We start from the raw sequence: 23,909 nt of genomic DNA on the forward strand, positions 1-23,909 counted from the left end.
GCATAATACTTTAGAGCCAATAAATTGACTTTACGGTATGGCATAATTATTGCTGTCTAGTGATTAGATAATGGAATACGCTAGAAACTTAACCACATGAAGTTAGCCCTGCCGTTTGCAGATAAACTTGCGCCAATTACCCAACGCGGAATGCCATCGATTGGCGCGCCTATCGTTGTTTTGTCGACCTTGGCAATGGTCGTGCTGCCGATACCAGCTCTACTATTGGATTTGTCGTTTACTTTTAACATAGCGCTAGCTATGGTGGTGCTGTTAGTCACCATTTATACTCGACGTCCTCTCGATTTTGCTGCTTTCCCAACCGTCCTACTGATCGCGACATTACTGCGATTAGCACTTAACGTCGCGTCAACCCGTGTGGTGCTTTTAAAAGGTCACGAAGGGCCAGGGGCGGCAGGTAACGTCATTGAAGCATTTGGTAACGTGGTTATCGGTGGTAACTATGCCGTGGGCTTGGTGGTGTTTTTGATCTTGATGATCATAAACTTCATGGTTGTTACCAAAGGTGCAGGTCGTATTTCTGAAGTAAGCGCTCGTTTTACCTTGGATGCGTTACCCGGTAAACAAATGGCTATCGATGCCGATCTCAATGCAGGATTGATAGATCAAGATCAAGCACGACTTCGTAGATTCGAAGTTACCAAAGAAGCCGATTTCTATGGTTCGATGGATGGTGCCTCTAAATTCGTAAAAGGTGACGCTATTGCGGGTATATTGATATTACTTATCAATATCTTGGGTGGACTATCCATAGGTATGGTTCAGCACGGCTTAGGCTTTGGTGAAGCCATCGAGATTTATACTCTGCTTACCATCGGTGATGGTCTTGTCGCACAGATCCCGTCACTTCTACTCTCTATCGGCGCGGCAATGATGGTTACGCGACAAAACACCGATGAAGACATGGGCCAACAACTGGTATTCCAGTTGTTTGATAACCCTAAAGCGCTGATGATAACCGCGCTGATCCTCGCGGTGATGGGCGTTGTACCAGGCATGCCTCATTTTGCGTTTCTATTACTTGCGTCAATCGCAGGTGGTGGTGCGTACTTCATGGATCGTAAACAAAAACGTGAAGCGCAAAAACCGAGTGTGCCAGAAGTCAGTCCAGAGAATTCTCCAGCACAAAAAGAGCTGTCTTGGGATGATGTACAACCTGTCGATGTAATTGGTTTAGAAGTTGGTTACAGGCTGATCCCAATGGTGGATCGTGATCAAGGTGGTGAACTGCTCGAGCGAGTAAAAGGCGTTCGGAAAAAACTGTCACAAGATTTTGGTTTTTTGGTTCCGTCGGTACATATTCGAGATAACTTAGAACTGACTCCAAATAGCTACCGCATAACCTTGATGGGAGTGGCAGTTGGAGAGTCAGAAATTCACCCAGATCAAGAGCTAGCGATTAACCCTGGGCAAGTCTATGGTGCGATAGAAGGCGAACCGACTACGGATCCCGCTTTTGGCCTAGATGCTGTTTGGATAGGGGAAGAGCAAAGAGAACACGCTCAAGCGCTGGGTTATACCGTCGTTGATTCAGCCACTGTATTGGCGACACACTTGAGTCAATTATTGACCAACAATGCCTCTCAACTAATTGGCTATGAAGAAGTTCAGAACCTGCTTGATCTACTTGGACAGAGCGCGCCTAAGTTAGTAGAAGGGTTCGTCCCTGATCAATTGAGCTTGAGCACTGTTGTGAAAGTACTGCAAAACTTGCTTAATGAAGCCATTCCAGTACGCGACATACGTTCGATAGTACAGACACTGTCAGAATATGCGCCTAAGAGTCAAGATCCCGACGTTCTTACAGCGGCAGTTCGTATTTCCCTTAAACGCTTAATCGTCCAAGAAATCAATGGTATTGAGCCTGAGCTTCCAGTTATCACGCTGATCCCAGAGCTGGAACAAATATTGCATCAAACTATGCAAGCCTCAGGTGGTGAATCCACCGGAATTGAGCCAGGTCTGGCAGAGAGATTGCAGTCGTCATTAAGCGGCGCAACTCAAGACCAAGAATTAAAAGGTGAGCCAGCTGTATTGCTCACATCAGGCGTACTGCGCTCAACACTCGCTAAGTTTGTGAAAAATACCATACCAAACTTGCGGGTGCTTTCTTATCAAGAGATCCCTGATGAGAAACAGATCCGAATCGTACAAGCGGTCGGTAACTAGCCTCAAACAGTAGGCGAGTATTAGAAAACGTTAACTAGGACTGTGACAGTGAAAATTAAACGCTATTTTGCCAAAGACATGCGCCTTGCGTTGCAACAAGTGAAAGAAGAGCTTGGTGCGGATGCGGTGATCATGTCTAACAAGAAAGTTGCAGGTGGCGTTGAAATTGTGGCGGCTGTCGACAATGACGTTGTCGAAAAGCAAATGACGGCTCCTGCCGCGCCGCAAAGTCGATATAATATTGCGTCTTCGAACAGCACGTATGGTCGAGATCTAAAACAAGATAGAGTGAGTTTGGGTGGACATCGCCCTAGCTCTCAAGACGAGCTCTCATCGGGTGAAGTCAGCCGTCAGTTCGCCAATATGTTGCAACGCTATCAAGATAGCGAAACGCAGAATAACGAACCTGAGCCTGACTCATTAACTAAATTGTTACAGCGACAAGCCAAAGCCAAACATTCGGCTAACCAGGCTTATCGTGACCAATCTGCGCCATCTCGTGCGCCTCAACCAAGACAAGCTCCAGTGCGATCGTCTCTTGCAGAAGAATCAGGGCTATCAAGACTCATCGCCGATGACAGCAGTGTTCGCCCAAGGAAACCTAGACTCGACCCGACACGTTACGATAAAAATCAAGCTCAGCCACCCTCAGCGGCCAATCAAGAATTGGAAAGCATGCGTGAAGAAATGAGCTCTATACGTCGTTTACTCGAACATCAAGTTTCCGGCCTGATGTGGCAAGAAGTTGAACGACGCGAACCGCTTAGAGCAATGCTTATTAAGCGCTTAGAGCGCATGGGCTTAGCCCCTGACTTAGCGGATCAACTTGCGTGTTATATCCCTGAAGATACAGAGCCCAAAAAAGCATGGGTTGCATTGCTCGACCTATTGGCCGATCAAATCACGATCAATAAAACAGATTTAATAAAGAAAGGCGGCGTTGTTGCGCTACTTGGTCCAACTGGGGTAGGTAAAACAACGACCGTTGCTAAACTGGCTGCACGCGCAGCAATGGAGTACGGCCCTGATGAGGTCGCACTGGTTACAACCGATACATACCGTATAGGTGCCCACGAGCAACTCTCCATTTATGGGCGAATCATGGGATGTGCGGTAAGAGTCGCTAAAGATTCTGAAGAGCTTGCCGATATATTATATCAGTTGAGAGATCGTCGCCTGATATTGGTTGATACGGCAGGTATGGGCCAGCGTGATGTTCGATTATCCGAGCAGCTCGATACCCTAATGCAAGAAAGTGGGGAAGTTATTCATAGTTATTTGGTGCTTCCAGCAACAGCACAGCGGCAAGTACTGCAAGAGACATTGGATCATTTTCGTCGAATACCATTGTCAGGGTGTATCCTGACTAAACTAGATGAATCATTGAGTCTCGGTGAATTTATCAATGTAGCTGTACACAATGCACTGCCAGTATCATATGTCGCTAACGGCCAGCGTGTTCCGGAAGATTTAGTCTTGGCACAAGCGCGCTATCTGGTAGCAAAAGCGAGTGAATTGCTAGAGAAATCTACGCAAGATGAACCGCATTTCTGGACCAGTGACATGGATGAGTACTAGGCGGTCGATACGATGATAGAGAATATGTTACAAGATCAAGCAAGTGGATTACGTCGGCTGACCAAACCGTCATTGACTAAGGTAATTGCTGTTACAGGTGGTAAAGGCGGTGTGGGTAAAACCAACGTCACACTTGGACTGGCCATTTCCATGGCACGTCAAGGCAAAAAAGTATTGGTACTCGATGCAGACCTTGGGTTGGCGAATGTAGACGTGATGCTTGGCATCCGCGCTAGACGCAATCTGGGGCACGTGTTAGCTGGCGAATGTACTTTGCAAGAGGCCATTGTAGAAGGGCCACATGGGATCAGGGTTATTCCTGCCACCTCTGGCGCTCAAAGTATGACAGAGTTAACACCTCAACAACACGCCGGGTTAATTCGTGCCTTTGGTAGTCTCGAAGAAGACATGGATGTGTTGCTAATCGATACGGCAGCTGGTATATCTGACATGGTCGTTAGTTTCGCCCGTGCGGCGCAAGATGTAGTGGTGGTGGTATGCGATGAACCGACATCGATTACCGATGCCTACGCACTGATTAAACTGCTAAGCCGAGAGCACCACGTTCAACGGTTTAAAGTGGTGGCCAATATGGTGCGAAGCTACCGTGAAGGACGAGAGTTGTTTGCCAAGCTCACTTTAGTGACAGAACGTTTTCTAAATGTGACGTTAGAGCTGGTGGCTTGTGTGCCATTGGATGACAAAGTCAGACAGTCGGTGAAGCGGCAGAAAATTGTGGTCGATGCTTTTCCGCGTTCGCCAGCGGCACTGGCGATCAGTTCACTGGCGAATAAGGCCTTAACCTGGCCGATTCCGAAAGCACCAAGCGGTCACTTAGAATTTTTTGTCGAGCGTTTACTGAACAATCGAGAAATTGTAGGGGAGCCTTATGTTGAATAAAGCTCTTACTTACGATTCCAAAGTTAACGCGAATAGCCAGCAGGAGTTTATGCTGCGCTATTCCGATCTTGTTAAACGGATCGCGCATCATTTAATGGGGCGTCTACCCCCTAGCGTGTTGGTTGATGATTTAATTCAAGCGGGAATGATCGGCTTGATAGAAGCACAGCAGAATTATGATGGCAGCAAAGGGGCAAGTTTTGAAACCTATGCTGGCATTCGTATTCGTGGCGCGATGTTAGATGAAATTCGTCGTGGGGATTGGGTACCTCGCTCGGTACATAAGAACAACCGAACGATCAATACCGCTATTAGCGAGCTTGAAAGCAAGCTTAATCGCGATCCAAATGATATTGAAATCGCTGAGCACTTAGGTATGACAATGAGTCAATACCATAGTGCGTTAAACGATATTAACTGTTCTCGTTTGGTCGGTATGGAAGATCTAGGGGTATCAGAAGATGCGATATCTCCAATTGAAGAGGAAGAAGACAACGCACCGTTTCAGGGGGTTGCTGACGAATCATTCCGTAAAGCGTTGATCGAATCGATAGAAACGTTGCCAGAGCGTGAAGCACTGATGCTCTCTCTCTACTATGACGAAGAGTTAAATTTAAAAGAAATTGGGGAAATATTGGGTGTCAGCGAATCTCGCGTCAGCCAAATTCACAGCCAAGCCATGCAGCGTTTACGTGCCAAATTAAGCGCGTGGACGCAAAACGAGTAAATCGCTCTCTTATTCACTGGAGGATATTTTGGATAAGAACATGAAAATCCTAATTGTTGATGACTTTTCAACAATGCGCCGAATTGTAAAAAACCTACTGCGCGATCTGGGTTTCAACAATACACAAGAAGCAGACGATGGTCTGACTGCTCTACCTATGCTGAAAAAGGGCGATTTCGACTTTGTCGTGACCGACTGGAATATGCCGGGCATGCAGGGAATCGATCTTCTGAAGAACATCCGCGCGGATGATTCATTGAAACACTTACCAGTACTTATGATCACCGCTGAAGCAAAACGCGAGCAGATTATTGAAGCTGCACAGGCGGGTGTAAACGGTTATATCGTCAAGCCATTTACTGCAGGCACTCTCAAAGAGAAGCTGGACAAAATTTTCGAGCGCCTATAAAGGCCATTTCACGGAAGAGTAATTACCAAGGACTGCGTTGATGGTTTCACTACAAGATGCCCAACAGTTGGTTGCCCTGTTAGAAAGTGGCGAGCAGCAGCAAGCCAATCAGCTCTTTGAGCAGATGGCGACAGGGCCTATAAACCCCGTACTTCAGCAGGTAGGCGAACTCACTCGCGACCTGCATGACTCACTCAAGCAATTCAATATTGAACAGCGAATGAGTGAGATCGCAATTGATGAAATTCCTGAAGCGCGCGATAGACTGCAATATGTATTGGATAAGACAGAAGATGCAGCCAACAAAACAATGGATGCGGTTGATGCCTCCTTGCCTATCGCCGATCAACTCAATGAAAAGCTCACGCAGATTCGTCCAAAGTGGAATGACTTGATGCATGGGCGCATTGAACTTAATGAATTTAAAACCCTCTGCCACAGCATCGACGCGCTACTCGTAAGTATCGAAGGTGACAGTGTGGAACTCCGCAGCCAGCTTACCCATATCTTGATGGCGCAAGACTTTCAAGATCTGACAGGCCAAATCATCCGAAAAGTGATCAACCTGGTAGGCGAAGTAGAAGAACGTTTGGTTGATATTCTCACCGTATTTGGTGTGGAAGAGGCCACAGAATCGACTAAAACAGCTAAAGAAAAATGTGTAAAGGCCGAAGGGCCTATCATAGATGCGGAAAACCGCGATGACGCTGTTTCGTCTCAAGATGATGTCGATGACTTGTTAGCAAGTCTCGGATTCTAGGGGTATTGTATGAGTTATGATGTAGATGAAGATATTCTTCAGGACTTCCTTGTTGAAGCAGGAGAAATCCTTGAGCTTCTTTCAGAGCAACTGATTGAGCTTGAAAATGATCCAGATAACAAAGAACTTCTGAATGCTATTTTCCGTGGGTTCCACACCGTTAAAGGTGGAGCAGGATTTTTATCGTTAGTCGAATTAGTCGACGCCTGCCATGGTGCAGAGAACGTATTTGATATTTTACGCAATGGTCAACGTTCTGTGACGCCAGAGCTGATGGACACTATTTTGCAGTCTCTAGACGCCGTAAATGTTATGTTTGAGGCCGTTCAAAATGGTGAGTCTTTGACGCCAGCCGCTCCGGCACTTTTAGAAGAGTTGCACCGTTTGTGTAAACCTGAAAGCGAAGAGCCCGCAAAGAAGGCACCGACTGTAATACCAGAGCCAGTTATCGCTGAGCCTCCCGTCTCTAAGGGAAGTATTAACGCAGGCTCTGTAGATGAAATTTCTGAAGACGAATTTGAAAAATTGTTGGATGAATTGCATGGCACAGGCGGCAGCCCGACGGTTTCTGCTGCAAGTAATGTCACCTCTATAGAATCTAAAACACCGGCGGTATCGAATGAAGATATTACCGATGATGAGTTTGAAAACCTACTCGATGAATTGCACGGCGTAGGTGGAAGCCCTACCTCAAGTGATGCCACTCAAGCAACTCCGGTTGCAGCCGCTCCATCGAGCTTTGGTAGCGACGAAGATCTCATGACTGACGACGAATTTGAGAAAATCCTCGACGAGCTTCATGGATCTGGCAAAGGGCCAACGCTAGAAGAACTTGATGCAGCGACTAGACCCGCCGCGACGAACCCCGCTCCAGCGCCTGTTTCGTCAAAAGCTGCCCAGTCCGCTCCAGCGCCAAAAGCCGCGGAGCCTGAAGTTGCAGCAAAACCCGCTCAGGCGAAAGCATCAGGTAAAGAAAAGTCTAAGCCTCAAGCCGAGTCTTCTGTTCGTGTTGATACCTCGACGTTAGACACCATAATGAATATGGTGGGCGAGTTGGTATTGGTTAGAAACAGACTGGTTAGCTTAGGTTTGAACAGCGCTGACGAAGAGATGTCGAAAGCGGTGTCGAACCTTGATGTCGTTACTGCGGATCTGCAAGGCGCGGTCATGAAAACGCGCATGCAACCAATTAAGAAGGTATTCGGTCGATTCCCACGTGTCGTTCGAGATTTGGCTCGTAATCTAAACAAAGACATCGTGCTGGAAATGCGCGGAGAAGAGACAGACCTGGATAAAAACTTGGTCGAAGCGCTTGCCGATCCATTGATTCACTTAGTGCGAAACTCTGTGGATCACGGTATTGAAATGCCGGACGAGCGTGCCAAAGTAGGTAAGTCTCGAACAGGTAAAGTGATTTTATCGGCGTCTCAAGAAGGTGACCACATCGAACTGTCTATTGTTGACGACGGTGGCGGTATGGATGCGGATAAGCTTCGTGACATCGCGGTAAACCGAGGTCTCATGGATACGGATGCGGCATCTCGCTTAACCAACAAAGAGTGTTTTAACCTTATTTTCGCACCGGGTTTCTCAACCAAAGAGAAGATTTCAGATATTTCTGGACGCGGTGTCGGTATGGACGTTGTTAAGACGGCCATTAATACACTCAACGGCTCAATTGATATTGATTCTGAGCTGGGTAAAGGCACTAAGATCACCATCAAAGTGCCACTGACGTTAGCTATTCTACCGACACTGATGGTCGGTGTCGCGAACCAACCTTTTGCATTGCCATTGGGTAGCGTTAATGAAATTTTCCACCTTGATTTAAGTAAGACCAATACTGTGGATGGTCAGTTGACCATTATTGTTCGAGAAAAATCGATCCCACTGTTCTACTTACAAGATTGGTTATGTCCAAATGAATCACGAGACGCAAGTAAGCGTGGTCTTGGGCATGTCGTCATTGTACAGCTTGGCAGTCAACGAGTTGGGTTTGTCGTAGACGCGCTGATCGGTCAAGAAGAAGTGGTGATTAAACCATTGGATGCTTTATTACAAGGGACACCAGGAATGGCAGGGGCAACTATTACCAGTGACGGACATATCGCACTGATTTTGGATGTACCTAACTTGCTGAAACGTTACGCTACGCGCTCACGAGCGTACTAAAGCGTAATCGGGAGGATAAAAGGAAGTTATGGGGTTAAAAGTACTGGTCGTAGATGATTCGAGTTTCTTTCGTCGACGCGTAAGTGAAATCATTAATGGCCACCCGCAACTGGAAGTGATTGATGTCGCTGTAAATGGTAAAGAAGCCGTGGAAAAAGCGGCTTCGATGAAACCTGATGTGATCACCATGGACATCGAAATGCCGGTAATGGACGGAATTACTGCTGTGAAAAAAATCATGGCAGCAAATCCAACACCCATCTTGATGTTCTCGTCGTTGACACACGATGGCGCTAAAGCCACGTTGGAAGCTTTAGATGCCGGTGCATTGGACTTTTTGCCTAAAAAGTTTGAAGACATTGCTAAAAACAAAGACGAAGCGGTTGCGCTGCTGCAAAATCGCGTCGTTGAAATCGCTCGTAAACGTCGGTTTATGCGACGCTCTGCACCTACGGCAGCACCTGTTCGAGCCGCGAGGTCGGGCGTTGCTGAAGACGTAAAACCAGCGCCCGTTGCGCGACAAGTCGGGTTTAGAGCGAGTGGCAAAAAGTATCAATTAACCGCGATTGGCACCTCAACCGGTGGGCCTGTAGCACTTCAAAAAGTGTTAACGGCGTTACCCGCGCATTACCCGCATCCTATCTTATTAATTCAGCATATGCCTGCGACCTTTACGTCAGCATTTGCGGCTCGACTTAATACACTATGTAAGATTAAGGTGTGTGAAGCTCAAGATGGCGACGTCCTAAAACCAGGCGTAGCATACTTAGCACCGGGTGGTAAGCAGATGATGGTCGATGGGCGCAGTGGTTCAGCTCGCGTCCGCATCATTGATGGTGGCGATCGCATGAATTATAAGCCTTGTGTTGATGTAACCTTCGCATCGGCGGCAAAAGTGTACCAAGATAAAGTTTTGTCAATGGTGCTAACCGGTATGGGGGCTGATGGACGCGATGGTGCCAAGCTGCTTAAGAATGCAGGTTCCACGGTTTGGGCGCAAGATGAAGCCAGCTGCGTAGTGTATGGTATGCCGCAAGCGGTAGCCAAAGCTGGGATTTCGAGTGAAGATTTGCCGCTAGAACGCATCTCTGAACGCATCCTCGTTGAATTGGGGATGAAGTAACCGATGATAGTGTGGAGCATTGCCAACCAAAAAGGTGGTGTGGGTAAAACGACCACAACCATAAGCTTAGCAGGATTGCTGGCTAAAAAAGGGCATCGAGTGCTAGTGATCGATACGGATCCCCACGCATCATTATCCACCTATCTTGGTGTTGACAGCGATGAGGTGACTCATTCATTGTTTAATCTGTTTCAGCAATCAAGCACCTCACGTGATGCTGTTCGCAACGTTATTCAAAAAAGCGAAATAGAGAACATTGACTTAATTCCAGCCCACATGTCATTAGCGACATTAGACCGTGTTATGGGCTCTAAAAGTGGGTTAGGTTTGGTGGTCAAAAAAGCGTTGAGCTCAATTAGAGACGATTATGACTATGTACTGATCGACTGCCCACCTATATTGGGGGTGATGATGGTTAATGCTTTGGCGGCAAGCTCACGGATACTCATTCCTGTACAGACAGAGTTTCTGGCGATGAAAGGGCTGGAGCGTATGACTCGCACACTCGCGATTATGCAAAAATCCAAAAAACGCGGTTTTAACGTCACTATTGTTCCAACCATGTATGACAAGCGAACTCGAGCATCTCTACAAACGCTCAATCAGCTTAAGCAAGACTATCCTACGCAAGTATGGCCATCGGCGATCCCAATTGATACCAAATTTAGAGACGCTAGCTTAAGACGGCTGCCTATTTCTCACTGCGCTCCGGGAAGCCGAGGTGTGTTTGCCTACAAGCAGTTGCTTATATATTTAGACAGGTTGGCTCAAAATGACCAGCAGTAATTCAACGCCAGAATATGCCAGTGCCGATGAGGTATTGAATGACTACTTCGACGCTCTACTCATTGAAGAGCCAGAGGCGGCGATTCAAGCCAGCTCTGCTATGGGTGAAGTAGGTATTGAACCTAATACGCCGACTCACGATGACTTTGTCGTATCAACATCAACCGCGACGGTCATCCGGCCAGAGCCAGAGCCAGAGCCACAATCTTATTACCCAGTAGTGGAAGTCCCGCTATTGGAAGACGTTCAAAAACTGTTTGATCAGCTCAATCAAAAAAATGTGGCCGATGAGCCCGAAATTGAGTCAATCATAGAACGCAATACGGATAATATAGCCAGAGCCGAAACCGCAACAGCTAAGCAAGTTGAAACGGCGATTACTGAGACGCCTCAAGCTGAAATTATTCAACCCGTTATTCCGGTTGTTGACATTAAGCCGAGTGCTAAAGTTGTGACAGACCCCACTCAAGATACTCAGTTGCTGGCCGATACAGAATCAAAGCCCGCATTTTCGCACGTGGAGCCCCAGTGGCAAAGTGGAGAGCGAGAAGGTGAGTTTCAAGTGCTCTATTTCGAAGTGGCTGATGTGCTATTCGCAGTGCCACTTGAAGAGTTGGGCGGGATCCACCGTTTGGAAACGCTGAGTCATCTCATTGGCCGTCCTAATTGGTATCTAGGGCTGCAATCAACCCGCGAACTCAAAATTGATGTGGTTGATACTGCACTTTGGGCTATGGAAGACAGGTTGAGTGGTACTGAGCATCAGTCCAACTATGAATACATTATTATGCTAGACCAAAGTAAATGGGGATTGGCGTCAAATGCATTGAAAGGAACCGAATCGCTTCCTACCACTTCAGTCAATTGGCGCTCACAACCGGGTAAGCGACCTTGGTTAGCGGGTATGGTGAAAAAGAAAATGTGCGCACTTATTCACGTAAGTGCAATGATCGAAATGCTCGATTCGGGTGTTTCTATGTCAATGTTAAAGAATCAGAAAGTCGTCGGTAACGTATAAGGAGATATCAATGTCTCAGACAGCAGAACTGGAAGTGAGAAAAGACCAGGTAAACGATGAGGTATTGCAATGGGTGACCTTCCAACTGGAAGACGAAACCTATGGCATCAATGTAATGCAAGTGCGTGAAGTACTGCGTTACTCAGAAATTGCACCCGTACCGGGCGCACCAGACTATGTTCTGGGCATTATTAATCTGCGTGGTAACGTAGTAACGGTCATCGATACACGCTCTCGCTTTGGATTGATGCAAGGTGAAATCACCGACAATACTCGTATTATTGTGATTGAATCAGACAGCCAAGTGATTGGTATCCTTGTCGATAGTGTTGCTGAAGTGGTTTACTTGCGCTCTTCACAAATCGATACCACACCAAGCGTGGGTACGGATGAAAGTGCTAAGTTCATTCAAGGTGTCAGCAATCGCGATGGTAAGTTGCTTATTTTGGTGGATCTTAATAAACTGCTTTCAGACGATGAATGGGAAGAAATGGCTCACTTGTAATGCCAATCAGTATAGATTCACAATTGATTCCTTATGTAGCTGCATTAGCAGCTACATTGCTGTTTTTAGCGCTGCTGTGGATACGAGCAAAGCGTGCGGCTAACCTTGCCACAAAAAAACAGCAAGACCGATTATCAAGGCAAGAAAAAGATCTTGCGACAGTGAACAAACAGCTGCTAGAGGTTCGTTCCGTGGTGATAGGCTTAGGGCAAAAAGTGTCTGAACAACAAGATATCATTCAAATTCTCAATGATAGAATTCGAGAAATTGAGAATAACGATAACGATGGAAGACTCTACTCACGTGCCTCCAAGATGGTTAAGTTGGGTGCCGACGTGAACGAGCTCATTCAAGAATGTGATCTTCCAAAAGCGGAAGCAGAGCTGATGATGTCGTTACAAAATAAAATTGCTAGCAAACAAGAAAACCGCTCGCCGCAGCGTGCTGCGACTCACCGTGCGCAAGCCCCACGCGCAAAGAACACCCAACCGTCCGCTTATCCATCAAGACGTCCTCTAAAACGTTAATTTCTCCGCATAAACGAACCACGAATACAACCTTGATCGCACTTTTTTAACAGAAGTGCCAACGTACGCTACATTTCGACATTTGCAGGCGTCTCAACTCTTCTTCGGCACAACTGCTATGTGGTAGACTGACGAAAATTTTTCAATCCTGGTACCCATGCTTACCGTCCAACAAGTCACCGCCATTCGTGATGATCGCGTGTTGTTTGCACAATTGTCGTTTGAAGCCAAATCAGGGGATCTTATCCAGATTGAAGGCCGCAATGGGACAGGTAAAACGACTTTATTGCGAATTATCGCCGGTCTCGGCGATAAAGAAGAAGGTGACATCCTGTGGGAAGGAACCGATGTAGAGCGCGACCGGGATACGTTTCATCAAAACTTACTGTTTCTTGGGCACCAAACTGGGGTGAAAAAAGATCTCAGCGGACTCGAAAATTTGCAATTTTATCAGTCGGTGTTCGGTCTTAGTCATGATAGGAAAACTCTTTTTGACGCGCTAGCGCAAGTTGGACTTGCGGGGCGTGAAGATATTCCGGTTTCGCAATTGTCGGCGGGGCAGCAGCGTCGTGTTGCGTTAGCTCGGTTGTGGCTAACCAATCAAACATTGTGGATATTGGATGAACCGCTGACTGCAATTGATAAACAAGGTGTCAAAGTGTTGGAGTCCTTGTTTCTCTCGCACGCTAACCAAGGTGGGATAGTGCTATTAACCACTCACCAAGACATGTTCATCGACAATCCAAAATTGCGAAAGATTACTCTGGGGTAAAGAACGGATGCTAAGTACCATGCTCGCCATTATTCGACGGGAGCTACTGATCGCATATCGGCGTCAAGCAGATGTGTTAAACCCATTGTGGTTTTTTATCATTGTGATCACTCTGTTTCCACTGAGTATTGGTCCTGAGCCGAACCTGCTCGCTCGCATTGCACCGGGTATTGTGTGGGTTGCTGCGTTATTGTCCGCGTTATTGTCTTTAGAGAGACTGTTTCGTGACGACTATAACGACGGTGCGCTTGAACAAATGATGTTGATGCCCATTCCTCTTCCGCTCGTGGCGATGTCGAAAGTACTCGCACACTGGCTGCTAACCGGTTTGCCGTTGATTATTATCAGTCCACTGCTCGCGGTGTTATTATCATTGTCATTCGATACATGGTTGGCGGTGGTTGTGACACTGCTTTTAGGGACGCCGACGCTTAGTTTTATTGGCGCAATCGGTGTAGCACTGACAGTGGGGCTGCAAAAAGGAGGTGTTCTTCTGAGCCTTTTGGTACTGCCTCTTTATGTCCCAATTTTAATTTTTGCAACGTCTGCGATTGATGCCGCCACGTTAGGAATGGCGTATAACGGTCAAGCGGCAGTGCTTGGCGCTTTTTTAGTAGGCGCAATGACTTTAACTCCATTCGCTATTTCGGCTTCGCTCCGAGTCAGCGTAAATTAGTGATTCATAGGAATTTTTGACATGTGGAAATGGTTACATCCCTACGCCAAATCAGAAACGGCTTATCAGCTTTGCAACCGATTACTGCCTTGGTTTGCGGTGTTGACACTGCTTACTCTAGGGACAGGAACGGTGTGGGGCCTCTTTTTTGCACCGTCGGATTATCAGCAAGGCGAGAGTTTTCGCATGATTTATGTGCACGTACCTTCCGCGATATGGTCGATGGGCGTCTATATGTCGATGGCTATCGCAGCATTTATTGGTCTGGTATGGCAACTGAAACTCTCTAACATGGCAGCATTGGCGATGGCGCCAATCGGCGCAGTGTATACCTTTATCGCTCTTATGACTGGAGCGATTTGGGGCAAACCTATGTGGGGCACATGGTGGGTTTGGGATGCTCGTCTAACCTCAGAACTCATCCTACTGTTCTTGTACTTGGGGGTTATTGCCCTTTACCACGCCTTCGATGATCAGAAAACGGCCGCTAAAGCAGCCGGTATCTTGGCCATCGTTGGGGTGATTAACTTGCCAATCATCCACTTCTCTGTCGAATGGTGGAATACGCTTCATCAGGGGGCGACTATCACCAAATTTGAAAAACCGTCCATTGCGCCCAATATGCTGTGGCCGTTACTGCTTAATATTTTGGGCTTTGGTTTCTTTTTTGGATCAGTGATGCTGATCCGATTTAAAAATCAAATCCTTCAAAAAGAATCGCATCGACCATGGGTACAAGCCTTGGCAGAATCTGAAACCACCACAGCGCAAAAAGGAGCATAGTGATGCAATTTGAATCATTGGGTGATATTTTCGCGATGGGGGGTTACGCAAAGTACGTGTGGAGCGGATTTGCTGTGACATTTTTATCGATGTTTGCGCTTTTGTTCGCGAGTCGGAATGATACCAAGAAAATTTTGAACGAAGTGAATAAGAAAAAACACCGCCAAGCACGCATAGACGCGGCGAAAAATAGGGAGAACACGCTATGAATCCAAGACGTAAAAAGCGCATGGGGTTAATCTTTACCATCGTACTTGGAGTGGGTTTAACTGTGGGCCTCATGATTTACGCACTCAACCAAAACATGGACCTATTTTATACCCCAACTGAGCTGGTAAACGGTAAACCAAATGGTACCAAACCAGAAGTAGGTCAGCGTCTTCGCATCGGCGGCATGGTGGTAGAGGGCTCTGTTGCCCGCGATCCTAATTCGTTACAAGTCAGTTTTGATTTGGCCGATGTGGGCCCCAAAGTCAAAATCGTTTATGAAGGCATCTTGCCAGACCTATTTCGTGAAGGGCAAGGTATCGTTGCACAAGGTGTTTTGACGAGCCCAACGTCGATTGAAGCCTTCGAAGTACTGGCAAAGCACGACGAAGAGTACATGCCACCAGAAGTGGCTGAAGCAATGAATGTGATCCATGAACCTTTGACATACACAGACGAACAGTTGGAATCTAAATAATGGTCGCTGAACTAGGTCATTTTGCACTGATAATCTCACTAGGGTTAGCGCTGCTTCTCAGTGTGCTTCCTATGTGGGGTGCACATAAGAACAATGTACAGCTCATGCACACGGCGAGACCACTCGCGTGGGGTATGTTTTTGCTGCTGCTGTTGTCATTCGTAATTTTGTGTTGGTCGTTCTATGTGAACGACTTCACCGTTCAATATGTCGCGACTAACTCTAACTCTAAACTGCCGTGGTACTACCGCATAACCGCTGTGTGGGGCGCGCACGAAGGCTCACTGCTACTATGGGTGCTCATCCAAGCCGGTTGGACAGTTGCGGTAGCGTCATTTAGCCGCGGAATGCCGAACGAATCGGTCGCTAGAGTGCTAGGCGTTATGGGGATCGTCACCGTTGGTTTCTTACTGTTTATCATCGTGACATCAAACCCGTTTGATCGAACACTGCCGTTTTTCCCAGTGGATGGTCGTGACCTAAACCCACTGTTGCAAGATCCCGGACTTATTATTCACCCGCCGATGCTTTACATGGGCTATGTGGGCTTCTCCGTTGCGTTTGCCTTTGCGATTGCGTCACTCATGACGGGGCGATTGGACACAGCATGGGCGCGTTGGTCACGCCCGTGGACGACGGCAGCTTGGGTCTTTTTGACGCTGGGTATTGCGCTGGGTTCCTGGTGGGCGTATTACGAACTTGGCTGGGGCGGCTGGTGGTTCTGGGATCCGGTAGAGAACGCGTCATTCATGCCATGGCTTGCTGGTACTGCTCTAATGCACTCATTAGCGGTGACTGAAAAGCGCGGAACCTTTAAAGCGTGGACAGTATTGCTTGCCATCTCAGCATTCTCGTTAAGTTTATTAGGGACATTCTTGGTTCGTTCGGGAATATTAGTGTCGGTTCATGCCTTCGCTTCAGATCCAGAGCGTGGCTTGTTCATTCTCGGATTTCTCATTGTGGTGATAGGCGGCAGCTTATTGCTGTTTGCGTTGAAGGGCGCATCGGTAAGGGTTAGGGGTAACTTCGATCTCGTGTCTCGAGAAAACGGCTTACTCGCGAATAACATTTTACTCATCGCCGCATTGGTGGTGGTGCTAGTCGGCACCTTGCTGCCGTTGGTTCATAAACAAATTGGCTTAGGGTCAGTGTCGATTGGAGCACCGTTCTTCAACACCTTGTTTGCATGGTTAATGATTCCATTTTCGGCTTTGCTCGGCGTGGGTCCTCTGCTGCGTTGGAAACGAGATTCGCTCACTGCGCTGTATAAACCAATGGCGATTGCTGCAACAGCCTCGTTGATCTTGGCCGCAGCGGCTACCTTGCTACTTGCAGACAGCTTCAAAGTGATGGCGTTTGTCGGATGGGTGATGGCTTGGTGGATCATATTGATGCATGGCTATGAGCTTCATCAGCGTGCCACACACCGTCACGCGTTTGCGGTTGGGGTGAGGAAACTCCCTCGAAGCCACTGGGCAATGATGACTGCGCATATTGGCTTAGCTATTACGGTCATCGGCGTCGCGATGGTTCAAAATTACAGTATCGAGAAGGACGTTCGTTTAGCACCCGGTGAAAACTTTGTGCTCGAAGAGTACAACTTCTACTTCAAAGGGGTGCGTGATAATGACGGACCTAACTACGACGGTTACATTGCTGACTTTGAAATTACCAAAGACGGTAAGTTCATCAACGAACTGCATGCCGAAAAACGATTTTATCTAACTGCGCGCTCTATGATGACCGAAGCGGCCATCGATCGTGGCATTACGCGCGATCTGTATATCGCAATGGGCGAGCAGCTCGGTGACGGTCGTTCGTGGGCGGTACGTATTTATTACAAACCGTTTGTACGTTGGATTTGGGCTGGATCATTGTTTATGGCTATAGGTGGCGGGCTCGCCATTAGCGATAAGCGTTACCGACTGAAAAAGAACACCGTTGCTGAGTCAAAAAAAACTCAGGACGCGACTAAGCAGGAGGCGTAAATGAATCGTAAGTTACTGTTTATTCCGCTCGGGCTGTTTATGGTGTTTGCGGTTGTGGCGCTGATTGCGCTTAACCGTAATGCTCAGGGCGATGATCCTACCAAGCTCGAGTCGGTGTTAATTGGCCATCCGGTACCAGAGTTTCGCCTAGAGGATCTTGTCGATCCAACCAAGCGCTACGACAGAGACATCTTTGTGGGTGAACCGTTGCTGCTTAATGTATGGGCAACGTGGTGCCCAACGTGCTACGCAGAGCACCAATACCTTAATCAATTAGCGTCTCAAGGGGTTAAGATTATTGGGCTTAACTATAAAGATGAACGCAATAAAGCGGTTGGTTGGCTTAATGACCTCGGTAACCCTTATCTCATCAGTCTATTTGATGGAGATGGCATGCTAGGGCTTGATCTTGGGGTCTACGGCGCGCCGGAAACCTTTATTATTGATGCTAAGGGTGTTGTGCAATACCGTCATGTTGGCGATGTGAATCCAAATAACTGGGCCACTACCTTAGAGCCTCTCTACAACCAATTACTTGCGGAGGCGAAACAGTAGATGAAAAGTTTAACCAGCAAGTCTCTGTTGAGTCATGGGATGTTTGTTAAGAGCCTATTTATTCTGTTGGCTGCCTTGTCGACACTCACCGCCTCGACGATCGCTACGGCGGCCATCGAAGTATATGAATTCGAGACACCTGAACAAGAAGAACAGTTTAAAGAGCTTGGCAACACGTTACGTTGTCCTAAGTGCCAAAACAATACTATCGCTGATTCGAATGCACCGCTTGCTCAAGATTTACGTCAGAAAGTCTACGAAATGACCTCTGAAGGAAAATCAAAGGGGGAAATCGTCGATTATATGGTTGCGCGCTACGGCAACTTTGTGACGTACAAACCGCCGTTTACCTTTGCCACAGCAATTTTATGGCTAGGGCCATTGTTTGTCGTCGTTGGCGGCGTTGGTTTGATGGTTCTGCGAAGCCGAAAACGCCCTTTAGTAGAGTCAAATAATGATCTTTCTCTCGATGAGAAAGAACGTCTTAAACAGTTACTCGACGAAGAGGGAGAGAAGTAACCATGGTTGAATTTTGGTTAGCCGCAGGGGCCTTATTGGTTGTAAGTGCTCTGTTTGTGGTCATTCCCCTGCTTCGCAGCAGAGATAACACCGACGAGCAATTGCGTGATGAACTTAATAAAGCAATTTATAAAGACCGCCTAGCAGAGCTCGAAGTTGAGTCGGTTGAAGGCATTGTTCAAGATAAAGCGGAACTCGAAACCGATTTGAAATTGGCACTCCTCGACGACGTTCCCAACAGTGAACAGCATGGGTCGACTCAGAAAGTGTCACCTGTCGTGATTGTTGTTTCTCTAGCACTGCTGATCTTCGTGACACTGTTTTGTTATCAGCGCTATGGCGCATTGGACAAGGTCAGCCAATGGCAAGAGGTAGCAAATCAACTGCCTCAACTTAGTCAAAGGTTGATGTCTCAAGATGCTGAACCTTTAACTGACAGTGAAATGCGCGATTTGATCTTAGCGTTACGTACCCGCTTACATCATACGCCACAAGATCAACAAGGTTGGTTGCTGTTAGGGCGTATAGGCCTAGCGGATCGTGATATTGATACCGCCATTGGTGCGATGAAACGCGCTTACCGTTTAAGCCCAGATGACGAAGATATCCAACTGGGCTATGCGCAAGCGTTGATGTTATCTGGTGATGCGACCGATACTGAAATTGCAGAAGGGCTATTGATTGGCCTTGCTCAACAAGAATATGTCGATCTACGAGTGATCTCTTTGCTGGCTTTCAATGCGTTTGAAAAGCAAGATTTCGCTGGTGCAGTGAAGTACTGGACAATGATGCAACAGATGATTGGCCCAGAAGACAGCCGCTACCCAATGCTGGAAAGCAGTATTCGTAAAGCTCGCGCGAACATGGGTGAGTCCATGGCCGATATGGTGGCAGTGGAAATCCGTGTCGCTGATGATGTGCCTGTTAACCCTAACGGTGTGCTAGTTGTTTCTGTACACAGAGCTGATGGCTCGGCAATGCCTGTTGCTGCGGCAAGGTATAATGTTGGCGCGTTCCCTCGAACGCTGGTGTTGGATGATGGCAATAGTATGATGCAAGGTCAGAACCTTTCCGATCTTGATGCCTATATTGTTCGAGCACGCATTGACAGTGATGGTAATGTGGGAACACGAGAGGGCGATTGGTACGGTGAAAGTGCCGTCACTCAGAAAGGCAATCCTGTTAACTTAGTCATCTCTAACCAGTATTAATGTTGAGACTTTGACGAAGACAAAAGGCTGACACTCGTCAGCCTTTTTTAGTATGCTTATAACAATCGAAGTCATTAACTGGTTAGGAAATTACGCCGGGAAAATCGCTAAGAACAAGGCAAAGATTCCCGTAGGTATCTGTTCTAACAGCAAAATATTTAACGCTGTTAACAGTGATTTTTGCGAGCAACAATGATCAGGTAATTGCTTTGGTTGGTATTAAAACAGCCTCACAGCACCTCGTTAAGGATTGACGGTTATGGCGACACTGAGCAAATCTACGCACACTACCCACACTAAGTTTCGTTTAGTGTGCGTGTTACTGTTGCTGCTTATTTCAGGGTGTGCGTCCACAAGCAGTGTAGAAGGCGAACCTCATCCTAATGACCCATTGGAGCCGTTTAATCGTGCTATGTGGGCGATTAACTATGATTTTCTCGACCCTTACCTGGTTCGCCCTGTTTCGCTGACGTATGGGTATGTTATGCCCAATTTTGCGCGTTCGGGGGTGTCCAATTTTCTCGCCAATCTCGATGAGCCTGCCAGCGTGGTTAATAACTTAATCATGGGAAATGGCGATCTTGCTCTTCTTCATTTAAATCGCTTTTGGGTGAACACCACTTTTGGTGTAGCTGGCTTAATGGACGTCGCGAGCAGAGGCGGTTTAGTCAAAGAGGAGGAGAGGGTTTTTAGTGATGCGGTCGGACATTATGGTGTGGGTAATGGATGGTTTTTAATGATCCCTGCCTATGGCCCGTTAACAACCCGAGAAGTAACCGACTATGCCGATAATTTATACCCTCCGTTGTCTTATCTGAATTTTTGGGCCAGTTTTGGGAAATGGCTATTAGAGGGGGTAGAGACCCGAATCGACTTGGTTGAGCAAGAAGCGTTGCTTGAAAATTCTCCCGATCCTTATGCGCTAACTCGCGATGTATACCTCCAACGTCGAGACTATCGCGCAGACATCACGCAAGACATTCCAGTTGATCAGCAAGAAGAAGATGATCTCGATGCTTACCTAGACGATTTGTAATTACGAGCTAACCACGCAAGACATTGAGCTGCACCACAACAGTGATAGGCGCCCCCAACAGTGCATGAAATAGATCTTTCACGGGACTTTCAAAAATAGCTATGTCCCTCGTTGCGTATGAAAACTTTAAGTGATTTCAATAGTTAATAATTAGACAGTACAACTCAAAGCTCGATCTGGCGTAGTAATTGCTGAATATATAGTGAAACGTAGGAATGTGTAATATTTCCTCGTTCGGTTAAACATCGCTGAGCTTTTAGTGAATAACCTATCTAAGGTGTATCGATTTGTAATTTCACTACAGATGATGTTTTTCACTCAGTAATTAGCCACTAGGTGGAGCATCTAATATGGAAATTAAAACCAACAGCACCGAGTTTAGTTTTCTTTATCGCGCAGCGGATTGCGTACTTATTCTCTTATCACTCTATATATGTGCCAAAGCCCAATATGTTGAATTGACCAACGCCTATATTGTAATAGCGACTTATTCCGTGGTGCTTTTTTTACTTACGAGTGAAAGTGTCGGGTTATATCGTTCATGGCGAACGTCCAAGATGAGCGAACAAATTATGACTTTGCTGTGCAGTTGGGTCATGATGTTCACGGCTATCTTACTGGTTAATTACGCGATTAGTTTTGATCTTACCTATTCTAATGCACTGCTCAAGGCCTGGTTTCTATTTACCCCTATCTGCTTGGTTTTTTGGCGCCTCATCATCATGTTGGCCAAAGAGAAAGCACGAGATATGGGGTATAACCGCAGAACGGCTGTGATTATTGGCGTTACAGAAAATGGCTTGCAGCTTGCGCAAGAGTTGCGAGAAAACCATCAGTTAGGCATCGATCTCGTGGGCTTTTATGACGATCGCCAACCGGACCGTCTGGATCAGCAACGCATGCAGTCGACGTTAGAAGGCAATGCCGATGTGGCTTTAGAGTATGTCCGTGGCAACCATGTCGATCACGTTTATATCGCCATGCCAATGAGCGCGCAATCGCGCATCGCTCATTACTTAAAAGAGTTTTCTGATACAACCGCCAATACCTACGTCGTGCCTGACTTCTTTGTATTCAATCTGATCCAATCACGCATTAATGTGATTGGTAATGTACCGACATTAAGTGTCCACGATACCCCATTTTATGGCGGCACGGTGTGGTTAAAACGCTTACAAGACATCATCTTATCTAGCCTGATATTGGTGTTGATCAGTCCGGTGTTAGTCGCTGTTGCACTGGGTGTGAAACTCACGTCTGCCGGGCCTGTAATCTTCAAGCAGAAGCGTTATGGTTTGGATGGTCGACAAATTTCAGTTTGGAAGTTTCGTTCTATGACCACCATGGAGAATGGTAATGAAGTGAAACAGGCAACCAAGAATGACGCTAGAGTGACCCCATTTGGCGCGTTTATTCGCCGTACCTCTTTGGATGAGCTTCCTCAATTTATCAATGTACTGCAGGGTAGAATGTCCATTGTCGGACCAAGGCCTCATGCCGTGGTGCATAATGAGCAATATAGAGTGATTGTGGATAGGTATATGCTGCGTCACAAAGTAAAACCTGGAATTACTGGTCTCGCGCAAGTGAGCGGCTACCGCGGAGAAACCGACACGTTAGAAAAAATGGAAAAGCGTGTGGAGTACGATCTTCGCTACATCGATTCTTGGTCAACCTGGCTGGATCTAAAGATAATCTTTATGACGGTATTTAAAGGATTTGTGGGTAAGACGGCTTACTGAGGTGGCCTGATATTTGTTTAGCGCTACGTTGTATGTAGCGCTATGTTGACTTCGATATTTATGGTTGCAGATAGTTAGAAAGCGGGGTTGATGAAGTGTTTATCGTATTGTATTTGCGTACCGAACTATTCAAGAGCTTGTTCATTCAGTACTAACCCAAAAACTAGTTAAGCTGTTGGGTATATTGCTCCAACACAGCCATCTGTGGCTTATCTTGTCCTGATTTTGGTGAGATTGAAAATGGATAGCTGCCCCACCAAGCTCCGGCAGCCCACCAAGTCCATCCTAGCCAAACGTCTTGATTGGCATCAATGTATGCGAGAGTATTGTCCAACGCAGCCATACAAGTTGGGTTATCGGCAGCACCAAACTCACCTAGAAAAGCGCGTTGTCCATGGTCTCGCATCCATTGGGTTACTTTAGCCAAGCGGCGGCGGCCAACTTCGGTATCGACACAATCAAATGACGTACCTGACGAGTTTGAGTCGAAGTACTGATGGATTTCAAAGGCGAGATTGTCGGCTGGATCGACGATGGTAGCCATAACGGTAGCGTTAGGTGTACCGTACCAATCACTGTACCAAGAGTGCCCACCGCTGTACCCATTGCCAGGAACCAAAATTAAGTGCTCGGATCCTGCGTCACGAATAGCGGCAATTGCAACATTTGCCGCGTCTCTCCACTGTTCTGTCGGCATTCCATGGGGTTCGTTCATCAACCCTATGATGACCGCAGGGTTATGTTTGAAATGTGAAGCAAGTTTTCTCCATACATCTGCTAGGTCGTCAAAAGATACTGAATCTCCTCCAACAACTTCCCCGTGATAACGAGCGTAATTGTGAATGTCGAGAATAACGCTAGTACCATTGGTAGTGGCGTAGTCAACAGCTGCTGTCAAACGTTGCAGTTCTGCTTGGTCTAAGTCTGATTTCAAGCTGTGCTGGATCCGTTCCCATCGAAACGTTAGCCGAAAGACATTCATTCCTTTTTCAATAAAATAGTCCATCTCACTGGGCTTCGGGTAGATGTAGTTGTATCCATATCGGCCCGGAAGCTTATTGTTGCCAAATCCAGGGCCCGCTAAATTGACGCCATAATAGGTTCCATTTTTGTTTACCGGGGTAACCGCCTTATTAGCGAGCCCTTTGGTTGATGAAAATCCAGTGGTGGGGAAGGTAATACTTAGTGATAGTGCAATACAGGCAGAAACATGAGTGCGTTTCATGGGTAACTCCTAATGGCGCTAG

Annotated in this window: 24 protein-coding genes; 23 read left to right on the forward strand and 1 reads right to left on the reverse strand. The window is 46.9% G+C overall.

The features are described 5' to 3' along the window. Nucleotides 1-96 precede the first annotated feature (96 nt). The 23 genes from flhA to ST37_RS13360 all read left to right on the forward strand — a co-directional run bounded on the left by flhA (nucleotide 97) and on the right by ST37_RS13360 (nucleotide 22,662). The gene (flhA, locus tag ST37_RS13250) at nucleotides 97-2,190 is read left to right on the forward strand and encodes a flagellar biosynthesis protein FlhA (protein WP_084887143.1); all 2,094 of its coding nucleotides are present in this window, start codon (nucleotides 97-99) and stop codon (nucleotides 2,188-2,190) included. A 48-nt stretch (nucleotides 2,191-2,238) separates the two neighbouring features. Next, nucleotides 2,239-3,768, forward strand: coding sequence for a flagellar biosynthesis protein FlhF (gene flhF, locus ST37_RS13255; protein ID WP_084887145.1), 1,530 nt, complete (start codon nucleotides 2,239-2,241; stop codon nucleotides 3,766-3,768). A 12-nt stretch (nucleotides 3,769-3,780) separates the two neighbouring features. Then, nucleotides 3,781-4,668, forward strand: a complete 888-nt coding sequence (locus ST37_RS13260; protein ID WP_084887146.1) for a MinD/ParA family protein — start codon at nucleotides 3,781-3,783, stop codon at nucleotides 4,666-4,668. Further along, nucleotides 4,661-5,395: an RNA polymerase sigma factor FliA gene (locus tag ST37_RS13265; protein WP_084888126.1), complete on the forward strand. Its 735-nt coding sequence runs from the start codon at nucleotides 4,661-4,663 to the stop codon at nucleotides 5,393-5,395. The genes ST37_RS13260 and ST37_RS13265 overlap by 8 nt, the downstream gene beginning before the upstream one ends. Before the next feature lie 40 nt (nucleotides 5,396-5,435). Continuing rightward, nucleotides 5,436-5,804, forward strand: a complete 369-nt coding sequence (gene cheY, locus ST37_RS13270; protein WP_084887148.1) for a chemotaxis response regulator CheY — start codon at nucleotides 5,436-5,438, stop codon at nucleotides 5,802-5,804. Nucleotides 5,805-5,844: 40 nt separating this feature from the next. Continuing rightward, on the forward strand, nucleotides 5,845-6,564 hold the full coding sequence (locus tag ST37_RS13275; RefSeq protein ID WP_084887150.1) for a protein phosphatase CheZ: 720 nt from the start codon (nucleotides 5,845-5,847) through the stop codon (nucleotides 6,562-6,564). A 9-nt stretch (nucleotides 6,565-6,573) separates the two neighbouring features. Next, on the forward strand, nucleotides 6,574-8,736 hold the full coding sequence (locus ST37_RS13280) for a chemotaxis protein CheA (RefSeq protein ID WP_084887151.1): 2,163 nt from the start codon (nucleotides 6,574-6,576) through the stop codon (nucleotides 8,734-8,736). A gap of 28 nt (nucleotides 8,737-8,764) precedes the next feature. Next, nucleotides 8,765-9,859, forward strand: a complete 1,095-nt coding sequence (locus ST37_RS13285; protein ID WP_084887153.1) for a chemotaxis response regulator protein-glutamate methylesterase — start codon at nucleotides 8,765-8,767, stop codon at nucleotides 9,857-9,859. A gap of 3 nt (nucleotides 9,860-9,862) precedes the next feature. After that, a complete protein-coding gene (locus ST37_RS13290; protein WP_084887155.1) occupies nucleotides 9,863-10,645 on the forward strand; it encodes a ParA family protein in 783 nt (260 codons plus the stop codon). Continuing rightward, on the forward strand, nucleotides 10,632-11,663 hold the full coding sequence (locus ST37_RS13295) for a chemotaxis protein CheW (RefSeq protein WP_084887157.1): 1,032 nt from the start codon (nucleotides 10,632-10,634) through the stop codon (nucleotides 11,661-11,663). Before ST37_RS13290 ends, ST37_RS13295 begins: the two co-directional genes overlap by 14 nt. A 10-nt stretch (nucleotides 11,664-11,673) precedes the next feature. Next, complete coding sequence (locus ST37_RS13300; protein ID WP_084887159.1) at nucleotides 11,674-12,168, forward strand: chemotaxis protein CheW; 495 nt, start codon at nucleotides 11,674-11,676, stop codon at nucleotides 12,166-12,168. Then, complete coding sequence (locus ST37_RS13305) at nucleotides 12,168-12,695, forward strand: DUF2802 domain-containing protein (RefSeq protein WP_143698202.1); 528 nt, start codon at nucleotides 12,168-12,170, stop codon at nucleotides 12,693-12,695. Before ST37_RS13300 ends, ST37_RS13305 begins: the two co-directional genes overlap by 1 nt. A gap of 157 nt (nucleotides 12,696-12,852) precedes the next feature. Further along, complete coding sequence (ccmA, locus tag ST37_RS13310) at nucleotides 12,853-13,467, forward strand: cytochrome c biogenesis heme-transporting ATPase CcmA (RefSeq protein ID WP_084887163.1); 615 nt, start codon at nucleotides 12,853-12,855, stop codon at nucleotides 13,465-13,467. A gap of 7 nt (nucleotides 13,468-13,474) precedes the next feature. Further along, nucleotides 13,475-14,143, forward strand: coding sequence for a heme exporter protein CcmB (ccmB, locus tag ST37_RS13315; protein ID WP_084887164.1), 669 nt, complete (start codon nucleotides 13,475-13,477; stop codon nucleotides 14,141-14,143). Nucleotides 14,144-14,164: 21 nt separating this feature from the next. Further along, the gene (locus tag ST37_RS13320; RefSeq protein WP_084887166.1) at nucleotides 14,165-14,926 is read left to right on the forward strand and encodes a heme ABC transporter permease; all 762 of its coding nucleotides are present in this window, start codon (nucleotides 14,165-14,167) and stop codon (nucleotides 14,924-14,926) included. A 2-nt stretch (nucleotides 14,927-14,928) separates the two neighbouring features. Continuing rightward, nucleotides 14,929-15,135: a heme exporter protein CcmD gene (ccmD, locus tag ST37_RS13325; protein ID WP_084887168.1), complete on the forward strand. Its 207-nt coding sequence runs from the start codon at nucleotides 14,929-14,931 to the stop codon at nucleotides 15,133-15,135. Continuing rightward, the gene (gene ccmE, locus ST37_RS13330) at nucleotides 15,132-15,611 is read left to right on the forward strand and encodes a cytochrome c maturation protein CcmE (protein ID WP_084887170.1); all 480 of its coding nucleotides are present in this window, start codon (nucleotides 15,132-15,134) and stop codon (nucleotides 15,609-15,611) included. Before ccmD ends, ccmE begins: the two co-directional genes overlap by 4 nt. Then, nucleotides 15,611-17,599, forward strand: a complete 1,989-nt coding sequence (locus ST37_RS13335) for a heme lyase CcmF/NrfE family subunit (protein ID WP_084887172.1) — start codon at nucleotides 15,611-15,613, stop codon at nucleotides 17,597-17,599. Before ccmE ends, ST37_RS13335 begins: the two co-directional genes overlap by 1 nt. Beyond that, nucleotides 17,600-18,154, forward strand: a complete 555-nt coding sequence (locus ST37_RS13340) for a DsbE family thiol:disulfide interchange protein (RefSeq protein WP_084887174.1) — start codon at nucleotides 17,600-17,602, stop codon at nucleotides 18,152-18,154. A 39-nt stretch (nucleotides 18,155-18,193) separates the two neighbouring features. Beyond that, on the forward strand, nucleotides 18,194-18,673 hold the full coding sequence (locus tag ST37_RS13345) for a cytochrome c-type biogenesis protein (protein WP_084888127.1): 480 nt from the start codon (nucleotides 18,194-18,196) through the stop codon (nucleotides 18,671-18,673). Between the two features lie 2 nt (nucleotides 18,674-18,675). Beyond that, entirely contained in the window at nucleotides 18,676-19,884 is a 1,209-nt protein-coding gene (ccmI, locus tag ST37_RS13350; protein ID WP_084887176.1) for a c-type cytochrome biogenesis protein CcmI, read from the forward strand. Nucleotides 19,885-20,143: 259 nt separating this feature from the next. Next, complete coding sequence (locus ST37_RS13355; RefSeq protein ID WP_084887178.1) at nucleotides 20,144-20,920, forward strand: MlaA family lipoprotein; 777 nt, start codon at nucleotides 20,144-20,146, stop codon at nucleotides 20,918-20,920. 350 nt (nucleotides 20,921-21,270) lie between these two features. Then, nucleotides 21,271-22,662, forward strand: a complete 1,392-nt coding sequence (locus ST37_RS13360) for an undecaprenyl-phosphate glucose phosphotransferase (protein ID WP_084887180.1) — start codon at nucleotides 21,271-21,273, stop codon at nucleotides 22,660-22,662. Nucleotides 22,663-22,825: 163 nt separating this feature from the next. On the opposite strand, the gene ST37_RS13365 is transcribed toward ST37_RS13360, so the two are convergent. After that, the gene (locus tag ST37_RS13365) at nucleotides 22,826-23,887 is read right to left on the reverse strand and encodes a glycoside hydrolase family 5 protein (protein ID WP_084887182.1); all 1,062 of its coding nucleotides are present in this window, start codon (nucleotides 23,885-23,887) and stop codon (nucleotides 22,826-22,828) included. Nucleotides 23,888-23,909 lie beyond the last annotated feature (22 nt).

Source organism: Vibrio sp. qd031 (assembly GCF_002100145.1).
Lineage (GTDB): Bacteria > Pseudomonadota > Gammaproteobacteria > Enterobacterales > Vibrionaceae > Vibrio.